The organism is Chromohalobacter sarecensis, from assembly GCF_023061135.1.
GTDB lineage: Bacteria > Pseudomonadota > Gammaproteobacteria > Pseudomonadales > Halomonadaceae > Chromohalobacter > Chromohalobacter sarecensis.
The window spans coordinates 278780-296735 of sequence record NZ_JAKGAN010000002.1 but is presented as its reverse complement, the minus strand read 5'-3'; the positions used below and the strand labels follow the sequence as shown (position 1 = coordinate 296735).

The window sequence follows — 17956 nt, the reverse complement described above, 5'->3', positions numbered from 1 at the left end:
CATGGAAATCAAAAGGTTAAAACCGCATCAGGCAATGCCAAAGAACACGGTGCGCTGAAGCCGTAGCCCGCCAGGGTGCGTACCAGGCCCATTTGTTGCGCCGCGCTGGCCCAGCTCGCATCGCGGGCGGACGCATCACACCAGATGTTAGCAGCGACCTGAGGAACGACCTGCGCCACGCGCCGCGCGATGGCGTCGCCGGAATCGATCCACGCGATTTCACGCGGCGCATGCCGCTCGAGGGCCTCGCGCAGCAGCGGAAAGTGCGTGCATCCCAGCACCACGGTATCGAGCCGCGACGCTTCCCATAACGGCGCCAGGCTCGCGGCGATGACCGCATCGTCCCAAGCCATCCCGGTCAGGACGCGTTCGGCCTGCGCGACCAAAGGATCGGCGGCCAGCCTCACCACCGTGCAATCCGGCGCGAACTCATCGATCAAACGCTGCGTATAAGGACGCGACACCGTCGCCGAGGTCGCCAGTAACCCGAACACGCCGCTGCGTGAGGCATGGGCCGCCGGCTTTATCGCCGGCACAGTGCCGATCACTGGAATACGCAGGTTCTCGCGCAAGGCGTTTAACGCCAACGTGCTGGCCGTATTGCAGGCCACTACCAGGGCGCGCGCGCCACTCGCCGCCACCGCCGCGCGACACACCGCGACGATCCGCGTCACCAGCCAGTCATCGGGCTTGGTGCCGTACGGCAACGCGGCGTTGTCACACACATACGCCAGCGGCGCGCCGGGCAGGTGCGTGCGCAATGCCCCCACCACCGAGAGCCCGCCGACGCCCGAGTCGAAGATCAGAATCGGCGCCGTCATGTGCGAGTCTCCGCGAAGTGCTCAAGCAACGTATCCACCAAGGCTCGCAGGCGCGCGGGGATGAACTCACGCTCGGCATACAACAGGTGGACACTGATCGGCGCCACGCTGAACTCGTCCAGCACGCGGACCAGCCGCCCGGCCTCGACTTCCGGTTCACCCAGGAACGCCGGTTTGTAGACCAGCCCCATGCCGCGTATCGCCGCCTCGGTCAGAGCGCGGCCGTTATTGCAGGCCATGACCGGGCGAATGCGCACCCGATACGGCGCTGAGTCGACCTGGAAGTGCCAATAGTGCCCTTCGCGCGCCAGGCTGTAGTGCAGGCAACGATGCCCACGCAACTCGGCAGGATGCGTCGGCGTCCCATGCCGCGCGAGATATTCCGGCGCGGCGTAAACATGACGTGGCATGTCCATTAACGGCCGCGCGATCAGGCTGGAGTCTTCCAGCTCGCCGATACGCACTACCAGATCGAAGTCCTCGGCCACCGGATCGACACGGCGGTCCTCGAGGACGACATCGAGCATTACCGCCGGATGGCGGCGCTCGAACGCCTGCAAGGCGGGCATTAGCGCACGCACGCCGAAATCCAGCGGTGCGGAAAGCCGTAACCGGCCACGCACTTCACCGCGCTGCTCGCCGAGCCCGGCCTCCAGCTCCTGCAGTTCGTCGAGCAGACGGCTCGCCCCATTGAGATAACGTTCGCCCTCGGCGGTCAGTTGCAAGCGCCGCGTGGTGCGCGTCAACAACCGTACCCCCAGGCTGGTCTCCAGCTTGGCGATCTGCTTGCTGACCATGGCATTGGAGAGCTCCAGCTTGCGCGCACCGCCGGCGAAACTGCCGGCCTCGACAACGGCGCGAAAGGTGTGCATCGCCTGCAGGCGGTCCATACGACTTCCTCGAAAACGCGTGCGCTCATTCTACCTTACCCGCCCACGCGATGAGATGGCTCGACTTGCCTCAAGGCAAAATACTGTTTATTTTTACAGTATTCATCATTTCGTTTTCGAGGTTCCGCCATGTCCATGACGCCTATCGCTCTTGCCGCGTCGACCTCGGCGCCCACATCGGGCGATACCCTGACACGCGGCGCCAGCGGCTTCCCCTCCCCGGCCGACGACTACCGGGAAGCACCGCTGGATCTACATCACCATCTGGTGCGTCGCCCAGCCTCGACGTTCTTCATGCGGCTGGAGGGCGATGACCACCGCCACGCCGGCCTGTATCACGGCGACTTGCTGGTGATCGACCGCGCCATTTCACCGCGCCCCGGGCATTGGCTGGTCGTGGTCATCGACGGCGAACTTAGTGTGTTGCGCCTAGAGCGCCGCGCGGCTCGGCTGTATCTCGCGCCGTCACGCCCCGACCTGGCGACGATGCCCTTCGAGGCCGATGACAACCGCTTGTGGGGCGTCATCTGCTACGCCATTCACGCCTTGCCCGCCACGGGCGAGGAACCGGCTTCGCCCCCATGTTCGCGCTGATCGACTGCAACAACTTCTATGCCGCCTGCGAGCGTTTGTTCGAACCACGTCTGGAGGGCGTTCCGGTGGGCGTGCTATCCAACAACGACGGCTGTGTCATCGCGCGTTCCGAGGAGTTCAAGGCGCTCGATATTCCCATGGGCATCCCCACCCACAAGATCGATCCAACACTGCGGCGCCGCGTGGTGCTGAAGTCCTCCAACTACACGCTTTACGGCGATCTCTCGGCACGCGTACAGCAGGTCCTGGCGCGCCAGGTACCCACGCTGGAGCCTTATTCCATCGACGAGTGCTTCCTCGATCTACGCGGCATGCAGGAAGACTGGCACGCCCTGGGCGCGCACCTGGTGCGTAGCGTGGTGCGAGAAGTAGGGCTACCAGTCTCTATCGGCATCGCCCCGACGCGCACCCTGGCCAAGCTCGCCAACCGCCAGGCCAAGGCGCAGTCGACGCGTCCTCAGGTGTGTGTTTGGCAAAGCGCCGACGCACCCGAATTGACGGCGCACCTGAAGCGGCTATCGCCGCGCGATGTGTGGGGCATAGGCGAACGGCTCAACGCGCGCCTGGCCGGCCTGGGTGTGCTCACCGCCGCTGCGCTACGCGAGACGCCCGACAGCGAGCTACGGCGTCGTTTCAGCGTGGTACTGGCGCGCACCGCCAGCGAACTCAACGGCCATCCCTGCTTGTCGATGAGCGACCTGGAAAGTCCGCGTCGCAGCATTCTCTGCTCACGCTCGTTCGGGCGCCCCCTGCGCGACCGCGCCGCCCTCGCCGGTGCCTTGCGTCATCACTGCCAACGCGCCGGCGAAAAACTGCGACGCGACGCCATGCAGGCGTCGGCCATCGGCATCTATCTGCGCACCAACCCGCATCACAATACGCCCTATCATCACGCTTGCGAGTGGACCGCGCTGCCCTTTCCCAGTGCCGACACGCAGCAGCTCAACCGCGCGGCGCAGCGTCTTCTAACGCGCTTATGGCAACCGCTGGCGTATCAGAAACTCGGGGTAATGCTCACCGAACTGACGCCCCGTCAACAGCGCCAGACGACGCTCTTCGATGGCGCCGAGCCCGCCCGGCAAGAGGCGCTGATGGAGGCCTGGGACACGATCCGCGCCCGCTACGGACGCCAGGCACTGACCTTGGGCCCGCAACCCGCCGACGCCGCCTGGCAGATGAACAGCGCCTACCGCTCGGCGTGCTATACCACGCGCTGGGAAGAACTGCCCCGCGCACTCGCCAGGTAGCCAATATGACGTTGACATGGCGACATAGCTCAATTCAACGGCGAGGGCGCCTCTCGGAATTCGGCGTAAAGCTCCGGATAACCGTCCTGCAGACGCGCCAGTTCGGCTTCGGCCCCTTCCGGCAGCGCCTTGGCCAACCGGTCCAGATCGTCTTCGTCGAAGTGCTCGCGGATCAACGGAAACAACTCCTCACGCTCGCCGCGCAAATAGGTCCGATGCGCCTCGAGATAGGCCTTGAGGTCTTCGCTGAAGCGGTCCATGGGCACTACCGCGTCCATCAGGATCATGTCGAGATCCTGGGAGAGCCGGGCCAGACGGGCATTGAGTGCCCGATAATCGTCGGCCAACCGCTGACACAGTGCGTCGGCTTGCGGCGCCCGCGTGTTCAACTGCTCGGTGCACATGCGTTCCAGCGGTTCGGTGAACCCGCTCATGTAGTCGAGAATGTAATCCACGACCTCGCGTATCAATTGGAAGTTGGGTCGCTCGCCTTCCGCCAGGGTCTTCTGCTTGAGCTGCAACACGTGCAGCAGACGCGCCATATTGGCGTGGTCTTGGCGCAGTTGGGTCAGCATGGGCATGTACAGGCCTCCTTTGCTGTCGGAGCGTGGCAGCGCGGGGTATCCGGCAGCCTTATTTGCCAGTCTAGGCGAGAGTACGAGAAGACTCTCGCCTTCCCCGACGGGAAACACCCTACCGGGGCTTGAATGTTTTACCCTAGCGCGTATGACAGGATTACGCCTGTTGGCCGAAAGTCTAGAGACGGTTTTCGGCGACTCGACCCAGAGGGTCGTTACAAAACAGGCGAACGAAGACAAAACAAGGCAAAATTGGCCGAAAACACGGAGTTTACATGGGGTAAATGAGTATTCTGAGGCCGATTTTAACGCCGGATTGTCGAGTGCAGCCCTTTTGTAAACACCCTCTCACCCACCGGTGGCATACACATGGACCTGTTCGCTTCATCCCAACCCGATAACACGCCGCTGGCCTATCGCATGCGGCCACGCCAGCTCGATGACTACGTCGGCCAGGAGGCGCTGGTCGGCCCCGGCAAACCGCTGAGTCGCATGGCGGAAAGCGGCGCGGTACGCTCGATGATCCTGTGGGGGCCGCCGGGCGTGGGCAAGACCACCCTGGCCGATATCCTCGCCGATGCCTCGGGTGCCATGCTCGAACGCCTGTCGGCGGTGATGGCCGGCGTCAAGGACATCCGCGCCGCCGTGGAACGTGCCCGCGAGGGCCAGGTCCGCGGACAGCCGACGCTGTTGTTTCTCGACGAGATCCACCGTCTCAACAAGAGCCAGCAGGATGCCCTGCTGCCGCACGTCGAATCCGGGCTGCTGACCCTGATCGGCGCGACCACCGAGAATCCCTCCTTCGAGGTCAATTCGGCGCTCCTCTCGCGGGCACGCGTCTATGTGCTGCGCAAACTGGAGGTGGACGACCTGCTGCGTGTGCTGCATCAGGCCCTGACGGATACCCAACGTGGCCTAGGAGAGCGCCATATCGAGGCCGACGAAGACGTGCTGGAAACGCTCGCACGCTCGGCCTCGGGCGACGCACGTCGCGCACTGGGTCTGCTGGAGACGGCTTGCGATTTCGCCACACCCACCGAGAACGGCGAACGCCTGACCCTGCAAGCGCTGCATGAAGTCCTGGGGCACCAGGGCAGCGCCTTCGACAAACAGGGCGATCATTATTACGACCTGCTCTCGGCGATCCACAAGTCGATACGCTCGTCACGCGCCGATGCTGCACTTTTGTACATCGCGCAATTCGTGCAGGGCGGCGGCGACCCACTCGACGTGGTACGCCGCCTCGCCGCCATCGCCTCGGAGGATGTCGGCAATGCCGAGCCCCGTGCCCTGCCGCTGGTGATGGCCGCCTGGGATGCCTACCTGCGTCTGGGCGACTACGAAGGCCAGCGCGCCATCGCCCATGCCGCACTGCATCTCGCCATCGCGCCCAAGAGCAACGCCATCGACCAGGCCTGGAACGCGGCCAAGCAATTCGTCGCCGCGAATCCCGACTTCGAGGTGCCAACGTATTTGCGCAACGCCCCCACCAAGTTGATGGAATCCCTCGGCCATGGCGAGGGCTACCGCTATGCGCACAACGAACCCAACGGCTACCCCGCCGGCCGCGCACACGACTGCTGGCCCTCGGAGCTCCCCGAGACCACCTTTTTCAACCCCACGGAATACGGCCAGGAAAAACGCTTCAAACAGATGCAAGCCTGGCGCGCCGAACTCGACGCCCACGCCGACGGGACGTCATGAAACGTCTCGATGCCCCCACAGCCTCAACGGCAGCAAGTAAAGGATCACTTGAGCGGCACTCGCTCCTGTCGTTCATCAAACCACTGTTGCTTGAGTCCGCGTTGCTCGTCGAGCAGCAATGCCAGGTAGCCGTGCAGAGGATGCTCGGCCGGCAGTTGGTCGCGATACTGGCGCAATGCATCTTGATCCGGGAACTGCTCGGCGGGTACATGATGTCGCGTAGCGTGCTCGCGTAGCCAGTCCGGGGGTGGCAGCAGCATCTGCGTGGCCCCGCTGCCGAGTACGATACGCACGCCTCGCGGGTCGAAATCGCCAAACCCCAGGTGCGGCTTACTGCGGGCGCTCCAGGCCTTGGCCAGTTGGCTGAAGCCACCGCCATAGTGCCTGTCGCCCCTATAGACCACCAGCGGCTGGCAATATCCCGCCAGCGCCAAGCTATCAGGCGCAAAGGCATAGAAGCTGTCGAGGTTCTCGATCATGATCAGCGCATCGAAGGCATCAAGGTCCAGCTCGCGCCAGTCGAGATCGATGATCTCACGGGCGGCGTCGGAAATCCCCGGCCGAGAGCTCAATGTCTCGAGATTCAGCAGCACACGATGGGCGCGCGGGCGCTCTCTCGAGCCTTTGTCTTCCAGGTCGCTGAGCCGTGCCTGCTGGGAGGTCGTCTTGCCACTGGCGCTCTCCCCCAGGGGAAGATGGCCAAGGCTGTCCAGCAGATCCTGAACCTTGGTGATCAGCATGCGATCGAAGCGCAGCACACCGCTTCCCAGGTAGGCATCGAGATCGATTTCATGCTCATCGCACCATCCCCTGAATTCTTGCGTCGCTTCGAGCTGGAGCTTCTTTTCGACACATGATTGACGGCGCAACCTATCGTGAATGCCGCTGAGCCAACGATGAGTCCGGGGCGATAACGCTTCATTCATGCCGAATTCGCCAGTTGCAGGGTGACGTCGTGGATCAGCCGAAGGTCGTTGAAGCGGCTGGCGCGGCTCTCCAATTGATGCAGCTCAAAGGCCTTTTGCTCGTTGCGTGGCAGGCCCTGGTACTCGGCGATCACCTGGAAGAGCCAGATCTCCTCACCCCATTCCATGTCACTTTCCTGCAGGTACGCCAGCGCACTGATGCCGGGGGGATCGGGATGGTCGATCACCGTCAGATAGAAGCTTTCCACGTCCTGCTTGAGCGCCTGTTGGCGCGCCGCCACCAAACTCTGCTCCTCGGCTTCGGCGGGCCGTGCAGCGGCGACCGTCTGCGGCTTGTGCAGCGGCGTCGGCAACTGGTGCACGAGGTCGGTCAGTACGCGAATATCCGGCTCATGATCCAAGGCCGGCGCGGCAGCGGCGATCAACGGGACGGCCTGGTTGATCAGGTCGGGCACATCGCTGCGCCGTGCATAGTTACCGGGAACGAAGTTGGGATGCTCACGCAGAAACGCCGCCATGCCACTGATCAACCGACTGCGCGATTGCTGCTGGCGGAAGCGGGCCATCAGCTCGGTCAAACGACTCTGGACTTCACGCAAGCTGGTGTAGTGCTGGCTGATCTGGCGCTGCAATTGACTGATCAGCAGCTTGCGCAGGGTGCCATCGCCGCCGACCAGTTCGATCAGCTCGTCGAAGTCGATCAGTTGCAGGCCATCCAGCAGGCGCACGATCTGCTTCTGGGCACGCTCGTTTTCGCGAATCTTGTCGGTCAGGCGACTGACGAAGCCGAAGTCGCTGTTGAGGCGCTGCCAGAGACTGTCGATGGCATCGGCGAAACGTCCGTTGAGATCATCGACGGCCTGGCGCAGACGCAGCAACTGCTGCTCCTGACGCCAGTATTCGCCCTGGCTCTGGGCCTCGCGGTAGCTCTGCACCAGCGTGCGCACCAGCTCCAGGGTTTCGCCCACATCGGCGTTGACCTGGCGGCGGGTTTCGTCGGCCAGCATCTCGGCGATCAACTCGCGCACCCTGGGCGCCAGCTTGACGCCCCCTTGATCATCAGGCCGCCAGACGATACGCGCGGCCAGCAGCCGCCGCAGCGCACTGTCGCTCAGGGCCTCCAGCGGCACTTCATCGCGACTGTAGCCCTGCATCAGGACGTCGGCGTGCTTGCCAAGCAGCGCCAGACGTTCCACGCCGGTGCCGATCAGGCGACTTTCCAGCTCATGCTCGTCGCTCACCGCAAACTCTTTCATAACAAGCTTTCCTGCGTCTGCGGGCTCTCGTCGTCGACGGGCAGGTTTTCTTCGTCGCGAATGAGCCGCACTAGGTCGACGAGGTAATCGATCTTGCCGGTGACCAGATAGACCTGGCGGTCGGCATGCGGCTGCAGCAGATAGCCGTGTTCCCTGAGGCGTTTGAAGACTTGCTTCATCTGGGCGTCGAGCTGTTCGCTCTGAGAACCGAAGAAGCTGTCGCCGGCGAGACGTTCGAGCTGCTCGCGCAGGCTCTGGTTGTCCTCGCAGCGGGCACTGAGTTCGGCGGGTTTGAGCACGTCGCCAGGTGCCACCAGGGCATCATGGCCCAGGGCTTCCTGCATCAACTGCAGCCATTCGAGCATCGGCATCAGGCTATGCAGCACCTCGCCGAGCTGCCGCGATAGCTGCTCGCGGGCCTCGTCGTTGAGCTGCCGCCATGCCAGGAAGTAGACACTGCCCTCGGCGTTGGTGGCCAAGCGGCGATTGAGCGGCCGCAGGTAAGTATCGATCTGCTCGCGCACCTCATCGTCTTCGAGACGCCGGAAGGCTCTTTCATCGCTCACGGCGCAGACGAACTCGCCGGCCAGCAAACGCTCCAGCAGCGGACCATGTTCGATCATGACGCGACCTCCTCGGTGGTACGTTCCTGCAGGCGCTCGGCCAGGCGACTAAGACGCGGTTCGATGCGCTTCAGGCGGCGGCGACTGGGTTGCTCGGCGTCACGGTCGATCAGATAGCGGTTATGGAACAATAGCAAGACGTCGGATTCGGGGTTGGGAAACGCCCCGACGATATGGATGCGGTTGCTATCGCAGGCCTCGAACAGCATCTCGACATTGTGATAGGCCAGCGTGCCGATCTCATCGATGGGCCAGTGAATGGCGATCTCCGATGGTCCGCGCAACAACCGCGTAAAGGCGAGCAGGAACTTGCACAGGATCAGATAAGCCATGCCGTGGCTCGAAGATTCGAGCAACTGACGATCGCTCTTGATCACCAGGTCGGTGCCACCCTCGTTCAAGTGCAACTCAAGGCGCAGCAGGCTTTCGAAACTGTATTGCTGGTCGTGGCGCAGCAGATCGACGACATCGGCCAGCGCATCCAGATAGTCATCACTAGGCAGCGTCTGGCTGGAACTCTCCCAGTCACGGTAAAGCTGAGCGAAGCGCTTGAGCGGCTCCCAGAAGCCCAGCTCGTCGATGGTCGACTGAATGCGTACCTCGGCCTTGTTGATGCCCTCGAGGCGCAGGTCATCGGCCACCTCTTCGGACAAGCGACGGCTCTGGGCACTGATGCGTCGATTGAGGTCGCGGAAGACGGTGAAGAACTTGTCCAGATCGGCGCCCAGATTGCGTCCCTGCTGGATCAATTGCTGCTGCTGGTCTTCGAGCAATTGCAGCATGCCCCGCAGCAACGGGAGCTGACGCCGTGGATCGATGCCCTGCTCGCCCGCCCCGCTGCCAGCACCACTGAACAGCTTGGCGCGCTCGGCTTCCAGGGTCTCGACGAAACCCTGGCTGGCGCCCTTGATCAGCTCGCTTTCGACCTGTTCGCAGCCCTTGCGCAGGGTTTCCACCTCCCTGCTCCGGTTGCTCAGTGCTTGGCGCGTACGCTCGATGCGTTCATGCACATCGCCTGGCGCCTCCCGGGAAGGTTCGTCGGCGGCACTCGGCGTTGAAGTAAGCCCTAGCCCGTCGACCTGACCGAGCAATGGCTTGAGGGCATCGATGACTTCGCGTTCGCCATTGCAGCGTGCCTTGAGCGTCTTGGTGGCTTTCTGGTGCGCCACCTTGGCAGCCTGATAATCGCTGCGGCACTGCTCACGCTGGTGCTCGGCGGCCTGCTTGTCACGCGTCAGCGTCGCTTCGCGGTCGACCAGTTGCGGCTTGCGCTCGCCCCATTCGACACGCATGAAACGCGTGTAGGCATCGAGCTCTTCACGGCGGCTTTCGGTGACGCGAATGCGCTCCTGCAGATCGCTGATGCGCTGGCGCGTCGAGCGCAGGGTTTCAGGATCACCGCCCTGGTCTTGCAGCTCCTGATCGAAGGCCGCTTCCAGTTCCTGGCGTTGACGCTGGTGCTCAGTCTTGAGGCCTTCGAGTTGCTGCTTGTACTGATCGATACGGGCATCGAAGCTGGCCAGTTGGCTCTGGCCATCGGCCTTGAGTTCCAAAAGTTGCGCTTGATGAGTCTCATCGAGCGTGCTGAGTGCCTCGCGCTTTTCATCGCGCAGCGCCTTGTCGGCGGCCTGCTGACTGGCCAGCGCTTCTTCGGCGGCCTGCCGGCGCTCTTTCTGCTGCCGAGCGTGGCGCTCCTGAAGTTGATGTCGGGCATCCAGGGCATATTCGACTTCGTCATCGGCATGCTTGAGGGCGAGCCGCGCCTGGCTCAGAGGTTCCTCGGCCCCCTGTACTCGGTCATGGCAGGCCTTGAGTTGTTTCTCGGCAGCCTGAAGATCGGTTTCGGCGCGCGCTTGTTCAGCCTCGGCGACATCGATAGCAGCATTGAGACTCGCCTCGTCGCGGGCGTGATCGGGCAACTCGATGGCGGCAAGATCGAGCGCCACGCCGAACAGGTCATCATGCTCGGTGTCACCGAGCTGTGGCGAAAGATCGCGGCGCTCGAGCAGTTCCGGCGCGATGACCTTGCCCAGGCGGTGCTCCCAGCCAGGGCGATGGTAACGCATGAAATAGCGCAGGCTGCCCTCGTCAGGATCGCGCTGCCGCTGGAGTTCCTGAGAGCGCTGATTCGCCCGATTGAGTTGCTGTTTGGCGCTTTCTCGCTGCTGCTCTGCCGTGTCGCGTTCGCGGCGCAGGGTTTCGTGCTCACGGCGCAAGCCTTCGAGTCGACTGGCGGCCGCGTTGCGATCGCTTTGGGCCTGATCGACCCTGGACTGGGCGAGTTCCGCTTCCTGAATCTCCTCGGGCACCTGACCGGTCGAGGCGAGTTGCGCCTTGAGATCGGCCAAGCGTTCGATGCCTTGCTCGAGCCGGGCCTGATAGCCGGCGTCCAGTTCGCTGCGCTGCGTGTGGTACTGGGCTTCCAGTTCACGCTCGGACGCCCACTGCTGCTCCTGACGCGCCGATTTCTCGTCGCCCAGTTCATTGATGAGCGCCTGGATTTCATCACTGCGCCACGAGAGGTTATCGGCAAGTTCACGCAGGCGACCATCAAGGCGTGAGCGGTTAGCCTTGGAGGCCTCCTGCATTACCGCCAGATGCTCCTGCAACTGCTGGGCCTGTTCGCGCCATTGCGGCAGTTCGGCCAGGTCCCGCTCCAAGGCGGGCATATCGGCCTCGGCATATTGCTCATATTGCTGCTGCAGGTCGTTCAGGCTGCGCTGGGTGCGATCAAGCTCGCTGGCAAGCTCACTGATACGGTCATTGAGGGTGTCACGCGCCTGTTCGTATTCCTGCTCGCGCGCCTGAAAGGCTTCCTGCTGCGTGTTCAGCTCGGCCTCGGTGTCGGCCAGCACGCGCTCCGCGCGATGGCGGTCGGCATCCAACTGTGGCTTGAGCTGCCAGAGGGTCGCTTCCAGATCGACGATATTGCGGTCGACATCGGCCAGTTCCGTCAGTGACTTTTGCAGCGGCTCCAGACGCATCGACTGGCGCATCTGCGCGATCCAGTCGCGCGCCTTGGTGTTGCGGATGCGAGTCACCGGCAGTTCGACGCCGTCTTCCTCGAAGATCGCCGCCAGCATGGTCTTGAGGGTGTCCATCTTGCCCTCTTTGGCATGCACCGCTGAAATCAGCTTTTCCATGTGGCGGATGCGCCGCTCGGGTTTGACCAGGCTAAACTGCGCAGCGGTCTGGCGCAGCTTCAACGCCTCGCGCCGATTGCCCTGCTGCTGGGTGAAGTCGTTCTGGATCACCGCACGGTATTCGGAGGTCGCCCCGAACTTGGCCGAGAAATTGATACCGGCGCGACGCAACCCCGCCAGCCAGTCGCCGTACTCCAGCGCCACGACACCGTCCTGACTTTCCACCAGGTAGTCTTCGGGCTGGTACGGCGCAGCGACGAAGCGATATTCCAGGCCGCCCTCTTTCTTGCGCGTCAGCACGGCCTGGCAGACATTGCCGGCTTCGCGACGGTATTCGTAGATCAGATAGCTGTTGCGATGCGGCAGGTAGAAGGCATCGAACTTCATGCGTGTCTTGGGGACGACCTTGTTGGGCAGTTCGCCATAGAAGACCGGCACCAGTCGCTGCAGCGTGGTCTTGCCCGAAGCGTTGGTGCCACAGATATTGGTATGGCCATCGACATCCAGTTCGACGACGCCTTCCAGATGACCGTGAATCATCACGATACGTAATAAATGGGCCATGCCGCGTCCTTGGTAGTTTGCGCTTTTGTGCAAAAAGCCATTCTACCCACCGCCGGCAGGCACAACCAAGTTGGCTCCTCCTCCACGCTTTCCATTGCGAGGGGCGCCCGCTCACTCACATCGGACAGTCCCCGTTCTCTTCTACCCCAGCCTGCTTACAGATCGTCAGCTCGCGGCGGCTTGCCGACGGTCACTTCACTGAGATTCTCGTGGGCCAAGCCCCGCAGCAGCGCAAACATCATGGCAAACACCAGGATGAACATCGGCAGGCCAATGACGGTGATGACCTGCTGCAAGGCGGTCAACCCGGCATCGCCGGCAAGCACGATCAACATCGCGGCCAGCATACCTTCGGACACGCCCCAGAACACCCGCTGATGCCAGGGGCCCGGCTCGGGCGTCCCGGTGCACAGCATATCGACGACCAGTGAGGCTGAGTCCGACGAGGTGGCGAAGAAGATCGCCACGATGACCACCGCCAGGCCCTGAATCAGCGTCGCCGCCGGGAAGTTCTCGAAAAAGGCGAACATCGCCAGCGGAATGCTCTCCTCCACTGCCGTAGACAGCGACCCGGCCTGCGCGCCGAGTGCCGCACGTGCATCTTCGCCGATACCGTCGATCTGCATTGCCGACCAGCCGAAGATCGCGAACCACACCAGGGTAAATATCGACGGGGCGAACAACACACCGAGTACGAATTCACGGATCGTGCGGCCGCGGGAGATACGCGCCACGAAGATGCCGATGAAAGGCGACCAGGTCACCGTCCACGCCCAATAGAAGACGGTCCATCCTCCTTGCCATCCCCAGCCTCCCTCTTCGTGAGTATATTGCGCCAGCGCATCGTTCCAGAACGCCATCGGCACGATGTTGGAGACGTAGATGCCGACCGTTTCGATGATCGAGCGCAGCAGGAACACGGTCGCCCCGGTGACCAGCACGAACAGCATCAAGCCGACGGCCATGCCGATATTGATGTTGGACAGCACCCTCACGCCCTTGTCCAGACCCGCCACGATCGAACACACCGCCACCGTCGTTAGAACGGCGATGATGATGACCTTGGGCATGACGCCATTGGAGACACCGAGCAGCTCACTCAAGCCGGCATTGATCTGCTGAGTGCCCAGACCGATCGACACGGCCACACCGAACAGGGTGCCGAGAATCGCGAAGACATCCAGCGCTTTACCCAGTGGCCCGTAGATACGATCGCCGATCAACGAATAGAACACCGAGGAAAAGCGCATCGGCAGGTCATAGCGGTAGATGAAATACGCGAATGCCAACCCGGGCAGCGTAAAGATCGCCCAGGTGTGCAGTCCCAGATGATAGATCGCGAACCCCATGGCGTCGTCGGCGGCCTGCACCGAGAAGGCCTCGACATCCGGCCGCGGCGGGTTGGCGAAATGCGACATGGGTTCGGCCACCCCCCAGAACATCAGCACCGTGCCGATGCCCCCGGCAAACAGCATGGTGAACCAGGAGACATTGCCATAAGCCGGCTTGGCATCATTGCCGCCGAGGCGAATTGCGCCGAAACGACTGATGGCTACCCACAGCAGAAACACCACCCAACTGGTCACCCCGAAGATGAAAAACCAGCCAAGATTGGTGACGATCCAGGTTCGTCCGGCCCCGAAGGCAGCACCGATGGGTTCAGGTGCCACTAGCAGGGCGATCAGGAAGACCACCATGATGCCGGCCGACACGAAGAATATGGTCGGATCGGTTTGCAGCCCGAGTCTACGCGCCAGTTTTTCCATGGGTTATTCCTTTATCTTTTGTTGTCCTTCTAGGAATACCGTAGAAGCAGACGGGCACGGCGTCGAATGGCACACGCCTTCCCGGCATCACCGACCCCGACGATATGCGAGAATAGGCATCTGCCAATCGCCACGCTCGCGATATCCCGGCCATACTCAGTTCTGCAGCGAGAGCGATCGATGATTCAGGAAACCTTGCAACGCGTCTTCGGCTACGCCGATTTTCGCCCCGGCCAACGCCAGGTGGTGGAGGCTGTCACCCAGGGACGTTCGGCGGCGGCCATCTTCCCTACGGGCTCCGGCAAGTCGCTGTGCTATCAGTTGCCGGCCCTGCATCTGCCAAATCTGACGCTGGTGGTCTCGCCGCTGCTCGCACTGATGCAGGATCAGCTCGATTTTCTGGCGCGTCACGGCATCGCCGCGGCGAGTCTCGATTCGCGCCAGACCCGCGAGGAGGCCTCGGCGGTGATGCGTGGCGTCAAGCAAGGCGAGATCCGCATCCTGATGATCTCGGTGGAGCGCCTCAAGAACGAGCGTTTCCGTGCCTTCCTGCGCCAGGTGCCGGTGTCGCTACTGGTCGTCGACGAGGCGCACTGTCTCTCCGAATGGGGCCATAACTTTCGCCCCGACTATCTCAAGCTGCCCGACTACCAGCGCGAATTTGCCATTCCTCAGGCGCTGTTGCTCACTGCCACGGCGACGCCCCGCGTCATCGAGGATATGCGTGAAAGCTTTGCCATCGACGCCGAAGACGTCACCGCCACCGGCTTCTACCGCGCCAACCTCGAGCTCGAAGTATGGCCCACCGCCGCCGACCGACGCGCTCGCACCCTGGCCGAGTGGCTTGGCCCTCGCCTGGCGCAGACACCGCCGCAGCCGAGCATCGTGTATGTCACCTTGCAGAAGACCGCCGAGCGCCTGGCCGCCTATCTCGGCAAGGCGGGCATCGACGCGCGGGCGTATCACGCCGGGCTCGATAGCCAGACCCGCGATACGCTGCAACAGGCCTTCATGAGCGGCGAGGTGAATTGCATCGTCGCCACCATCGCCTTCGGCATGGGCATCGACAAGGCCGATATCCGCAACGTGGTGCACTTCGACTTGCCCAAGTCGATCGAGAACTACAGCCAGGAGATTGGCCGCGCCGGGCGCGATGGCCAACCGTCTCAGTGCCTGATGCTGGGCGGACGCGACGCCCTCGGGGCGCTGGAAAACTTCGTCTACGGCGATACCCCGGAGCGCGACGGCATCGAACGTGTGCTGCGCGACATCAGCGATGCCGCGCCCCACGGCCAATGGGAGGTACGCCTCAACGCGCTCTCGCAGCACAGCAACATTCGGCCGCTACCGCTCAAGACGCTGCTGGTGAGGCTCGAGCTCGAAGGCATCATCGCGCCTCGCTATGCCTATTTCGCCGAGTACCGCTTCAAGTATCTGCTCGACCCCACGGCGCTGATCGAGCGTTTCAGTGGTGAGCGTCGCGACTTCGTCGCCGCGTTGATCGATGCCTCGCCCCGCGCACGGACCTGGTGCGAGCTGGATCAGGATGCGCTGGCGACGCTCGGCGCCGAACGCGGCCTCGATACCTCACGCGGCCGCGTCATCAGCGCCCTGGAGTATTTCAACGACCAAGGGTTCATTCAGCTCGAAAGCAAGCAGATGACCGAGGTCTACGCCGTGCTGTCCAGCGAGGTCGATGTACCCCTGCTAGCCGAACGGCTAACGGCGTATTTTCAGCACAAGGAGCGCGCCGAGATCGAACGCCTGCAGGCCATGCTGTCGTTGTTCGAGTCGACGACCTGTCTCAGCCGGCGCCTGGCCGACTATTTCGGCGACGCCAATGCGCCCGAGCACTGCGGCCATTGCTCAGTGTGTCGTGGCCATGTCGCGCAGTGGCCGGCAGACACAACGCGCGCACCGCTCGACCCGCGCCAGGTAGCCTCGCTGTGCGCGCCGCTGCATGAACGGCTAACCGCGCTGTCAGATGCACCGCCACCCAGTGCCGCGTTGTTCACACGCTTTCTCGCGGGGCTCACCAACCCCGTGCTGACGCGGCTCAAGGCACGCCAGCTCGAAGGCTTCGCGGCGCTGGAAGACTGGCCCTATCCGGAGATTCACGCGGCCGTGATGGCCACATCTTCGATCGAGTCGTAAATCATGTTTCGTTACGGTAGGCCCGCCCCGGCGCTGGCTTCTACACTGATATAAATCACTCGAAGGAGGCGAAAAACACCATGAGCGAGCTTGCCGAACTGAAGTGCGAAGCCTGCAGCGCCGACGCCCCCACCGTCAGCGAAGGGGAAATGCATAGCCTCGGTGCGGAGATTCCCGAGTGGCGGATCGTGGAGCGCGATGGCATCATGCAGTTGGAGCGTGAATTCACGTTCCGCAACTTCAAGCAGGCCCTGGCGTTCACCAACCAGGTGGGCGATATCGCCGAGGCAGAAGGTCATCACCCGGCGCTGACCACCGAATGGGGCAAAGTCACCGTTACCTGGTGGTCGCACAAGATCAAGGGCTTGCATCAAAACGATTTCATCATGGCCGCCAGAACCGACGAGGTAGCTCAGTCCCATGTTCGAGCAGATTGAACGCGTACCCGGGGATGCCATCCTCGGGCTTATCGAAGCCTTCAAAAAGGATCCCAATCCCCAGAAAGTCGACCTGGGGGTCGGCGTTTACCGTGACGCGCACGGCAATACGCCCGTCATGCGGGCCGTCAAGGAGGCCGAGACGCGGCTGCTGAGCAACGAGACGACCAAGAGCTATATCGGCTCGCACGGCGATCCGCGTTACGGCCAGGCGGTACTCGAACTTGTCCTGGGGGCGGATTCACCCGTGCTGACCGCCAACCGCGCCAGCGCTACGCAATCCCCCGGCGGCACGGGCGCGCTGCGTCTGGCGGCGGACTTCATCAAGTCGCAACTGCCCGGCAAGGGTATCTGGGTCTCCGATCCCACCTGGCCCAACCACTTGGGTATCTTTCATGCGGCGGGCGTCGAGCTGAAGAAGTACCCGTACGTGGACGCCGACAACCGTCTCGACTTTGACGGCATGCTGGGCGCCCTGCAGCAGATTCCCGAAGGCGATGTGGTGCTGCTGCACGCCTGCTGCCACAACCCCTCGGGCTTCGACCTGTCACGCGAGCAATGGCAACGCGTGCTGGAGGTCGTACGCGAGCGCCGCCTGCTGCCGCTGGTCGACTTCGCCTATCAAGGCTTCGGCGATGGCCTCGATGCCGACGCCTACGGGCCGCGCCTGCTGGCCGAGAATCTCGACGAAGTGCTGATCACCAGCTCGTGCTCCAAGAACTTCGGGGTCTATCGCGAGCGTACCGGCTGCATGATCATGATCGCCCGTGATGGCGAGCAGATGGAGAACGTCCGCTCGCAGATGGCCATCGTCGCCCGCGAGAACTACTCCAATCCGCCCGCCCACGGCGGCGCAGTGGTCGCCGAGATCCTCCATGACGAGGCGCTGGCCAGCGTGTGGCGTGAGGAACTGACCGAGATGCGTGACCGCATCAACGGGCTGCGGCGCGATTTCGTGGAAGCGCTCAAGCCTTACGGGCTGGACGAACGGTTCGCCTTCATCGCCGAGCAGCGCGGCATGTTCTCCTACACCGGCCTGAGCCCGGAACAGGTCGACCGCCTGCGCGACGAGTTCGGCATCTACATGGTGCGCTCCGGCCGGGCCAACGTCGCCGGTCTGGCGCAGGAAAACCTGCCCTATGTGGCCAAGGCGATCGCCACCGTCGTGGGCTGAGATACGTAGGCCGAGAAAAAAATCCCGGTACACAAACGCCCGTCATGCACACGCATGACGGGCGTTTTATTGTGCGCTT

The 17956-nt window shown here is 62.9% G+C and carries 14 protein-coding genes; 6 read left to right on the top strand and 8 right to left on the bottom strand.

Annotation, left to right across the window (positions count from 1 at the left end; translation table 11 throughout):
• Positions 1-8: 8 nt before the first annotated feature.
• Both murI and L1071_RS04260 read right to left on the bottom strand, forming a co-directional pair.
• On the bottom strand, positions 9-821 hold the full coding sequence (murI, locus tag L1071_RS04265) for a glutamate racemase (RefSeq protein WP_246969118.1): 813 nt from the start codon (positions 819-821) through the stop codon (positions 9-11).
• Positions 818-1711, bottom strand: a complete 894-nt coding sequence (locus tag L1071_RS04260) for a LysR family transcriptional regulator (RefSeq protein ID WP_246969117.1) — start codon at positions 1709-1711, stop codon at positions 818-820. Before L1071_RS04260 ends, murI begins: the two co-directional genes overlap by 4 nt.
• Positions 1712-1840: 129 nt before the next feature.
• On the opposite strand from L1071_RS04260, the gene L1071_RS04255 reads away from it, so the two are divergent.
• Both L1071_RS04255 and L1071_RS04250 read left to right on the top strand, forming a co-directional pair.
• Complete coding sequence (locus tag L1071_RS04255; protein ID WP_246969116.1) at positions 1841-2305, top strand: LexA family protein; 465 nt, start codon at positions 1841-1843, stop codon at positions 2303-2305.
• A complete protein-coding gene (locus L1071_RS04250; protein WP_246969114.1) occupies positions 2293-3552 on the top strand; it encodes a Y-family DNA polymerase in 1260 nt (419 codons plus the stop codon). Before L1071_RS04255 ends, L1071_RS04250 begins: the two co-directional genes overlap by 13 nt.
• Before the next feature lie 29 nt (positions 3553-3581).
• On the opposite strand, the gene L1071_RS04245 is transcribed toward L1071_RS04250, so the two are convergent.
• On the bottom strand, positions 3582-4127 hold the full coding sequence (locus tag L1071_RS04245; RefSeq protein ID WP_246969815.1) for a hemerythrin domain-containing protein: 546 nt from the start codon (positions 4125-4127) through the stop codon (positions 3582-3584).
• Positions 4128-4499: 372 nt separating this feature from the next.
• Between L1071_RS04245 and L1071_RS04240 the strand changes: the two genes are divergently transcribed.
• Entirely contained in the window at positions 4500-5834 is a 1335-nt protein-coding gene (locus L1071_RS04240; protein WP_246969112.1) for a replication-associated recombination protein A, read from the top strand.
• A 44-nt stretch (positions 5835-5878) separates the two neighbouring features.
• Here the strand turns inward: L1071_RS04240 and L1071_RS04235 are convergent, their stop codons facing one another.
• The 5 genes from L1071_RS04235 to L1071_RS04215 form a co-directional block, all read right to left on the bottom strand.
• Positions 5879-6760 (bottom strand): DUF7281 domain-containing protein, encoded by an 882-nt coding sequence (locus tag L1071_RS04235; protein WP_246969109.1) that lies wholly within the window; start codon positions 6758-6760, stop codon positions 5879-5881.
• Positions 6757-8016 (bottom strand): hypothetical protein, encoded by a 1260-nt coding sequence (locus tag L1071_RS04230; protein WP_246969106.1) that lies wholly within the window; start codon positions 8014-8016, stop codon positions 6757-6759. The genes L1071_RS04235 and L1071_RS04230 overlap by 4 nt, the downstream gene beginning before the upstream one ends.
• Positions 8013-8639 (bottom strand): condensin complex protein MksE, encoded by a 627-nt coding sequence (locus L1071_RS04225; protein WP_246969103.1) that lies wholly within the window; start codon positions 8637-8639, stop codon positions 8013-8015. Before L1071_RS04225 ends, L1071_RS04230 begins: the two co-directional genes overlap by 4 nt.
• Positions 8636-12346 (bottom strand): ATP-binding protein, encoded by a 3711-nt coding sequence (locus tag L1071_RS04220; protein WP_246969100.1) that lies wholly within the window; start codon positions 12344-12346, stop codon positions 8636-8638. Before L1071_RS04220 ends, L1071_RS04225 begins: the two co-directional genes overlap by 4 nt.
• Positions 12347-12501: 155 nt before the next feature.
• Positions 12502-14112, bottom strand: a complete 1611-nt coding sequence (locus L1071_RS04215) for a BCCT family transporter (RefSeq protein ID WP_246969097.1) — start codon at positions 14110-14112, stop codon at positions 12502-12504.
• 180 nt (positions 14113-14292) lie between these two features.
• Between L1071_RS04215 and L1071_RS04210 the strand changes: the two genes are divergently transcribed.
• The 3 genes from L1071_RS04210 (at position 14293) to L1071_RS04200 (ending at position 17877) form a co-directional block, all read left to right on the top strand.
• Entirely contained in the window at positions 14293-16266 is a 1974-nt protein-coding gene (locus tag L1071_RS04210) for a RecQ family ATP-dependent DNA helicase (RefSeq protein ID WP_246969095.1), read from the top strand.
• An 80-nt stretch (positions 16267-16346) separates the two neighbouring features.
• Entirely contained in the window at positions 16347-16703 is a 357-nt protein-coding gene (locus L1071_RS04205) for a 4a-hydroxytetrahydrobiopterin dehydratase (protein ID WP_246896640.1), read from the top strand.
• Positions 16687-17877 carry an amino acid aminotransferase gene (locus L1071_RS04200; protein ID WP_246969092.1) on the top strand — a complete coding sequence of 397 codons (1191 nt, stop codon included), beginning with the start codon at positions 16687-16689 and terminating at the stop codon, positions 17875-17877. Before L1071_RS04205 ends, L1071_RS04200 begins: the two co-directional genes overlap by 17 nt.
• Positions 17878-17956 lie beyond the last annotated feature (79 nt).

What these genes read in the sequence shown, in the direction of transcription:
- murI (WP_246969118.1), bottom strand. Translation starts at nt 821, where the DNA reads ATGACGGCGCCGATTCTGATCTTCGACTCGGGCGTCGGCGGGCTCTCG.
- L1071_RS04260 (WP_246969117.1), bottom strand. Translation starts at nt 1,711, where the DNA reads ATGGACCGCCTGCAGGCGATGCACACCTTTCGCGCCGTTGTCGAGGCC.
- L1071_RS04255 (WP_246969116.1), top strand. Translation starts at nt 1,841, where the DNA reads ATGTCCATGACGCCTATCGCTCTTGCCGCGTCGACCTCGGCGCCCACA.
- L1071_RS04250 (WP_246969114.1), top strand. Translation starts at nt 2,293, where the DNA reads ATGTTCGCGCTGATCGACTGCAACAACTTCTATGCCGCCTGCGAGCGT.
- L1071_RS04245 (WP_246969815.1), bottom strand. Translation starts at nt 4,127, where the DNA reads ATGCTGACCCAACTGCGCCAAGACCACGCCAATATGGCGCGTCTGCTG.
- L1071_RS04240 (WP_246969112.1), top strand. Translation starts at nt 4,500, where the DNA reads ATGGACCTGTTCGCTTCATCCCAACCCGATAACACGCCGCTGGCCTAT.
- L1071_RS04235 (WP_246969109.1), bottom strand. Translation starts at nt 6,760, where the DNA reads ATGAATGAAGCGTTATCGCCCCGGACTCATCGTTGGCTCAGCGGCATT.
- L1071_RS04230 (WP_246969106.1), bottom strand. Translation starts at nt 8,016, where the DNA reads ATGAAAGAGTTTGCGGTGAGCGACGAGCATGAGCTGGAAAGTCGCCTG.
- L1071_RS04225 (WP_246969103.1), bottom strand. Translation starts at nt 8,639, where the DNA reads ATGATCGAACATGGTCCGCTGCTGGAGCGTTTGCTGGCCGGCGAGTTC.
- L1071_RS04220 (WP_246969100.1), bottom strand. Translation starts at nt 12,346, where the DNA reads ATGGCCCATTTATTACGTATCGTGATGATTCACGGTCATCTGGAAGGC.
- L1071_RS04215 (WP_246969097.1), bottom strand. Translation starts at nt 14,112, where the DNA reads ATGGAAAAACTGGCGCGTAGACTCGGGCTGCAAACCGATCCGACCATA.
- L1071_RS04210 (WP_246969095.1), top strand. Translation starts at nt 14,293, where the DNA reads ATGATTCAGGAAACCTTGCAACGCGTCTTCGGCTACGCCGATTTTCGC.
- L1071_RS04205 (WP_246896640.1), top strand. Translation starts at nt 16,347, where the DNA reads ATGAGCGAGCTTGCCGAACTGAAGTGCGAAGCCTGCAGCGCCGACGCC.
- L1071_RS04200 (WP_246969092.1), top strand. Translation starts at nt 16,687, where the DNA reads ATGTTCGAGCAGATTGAACGCGTACCCGGGGATGCCATCCTCGGGCTT.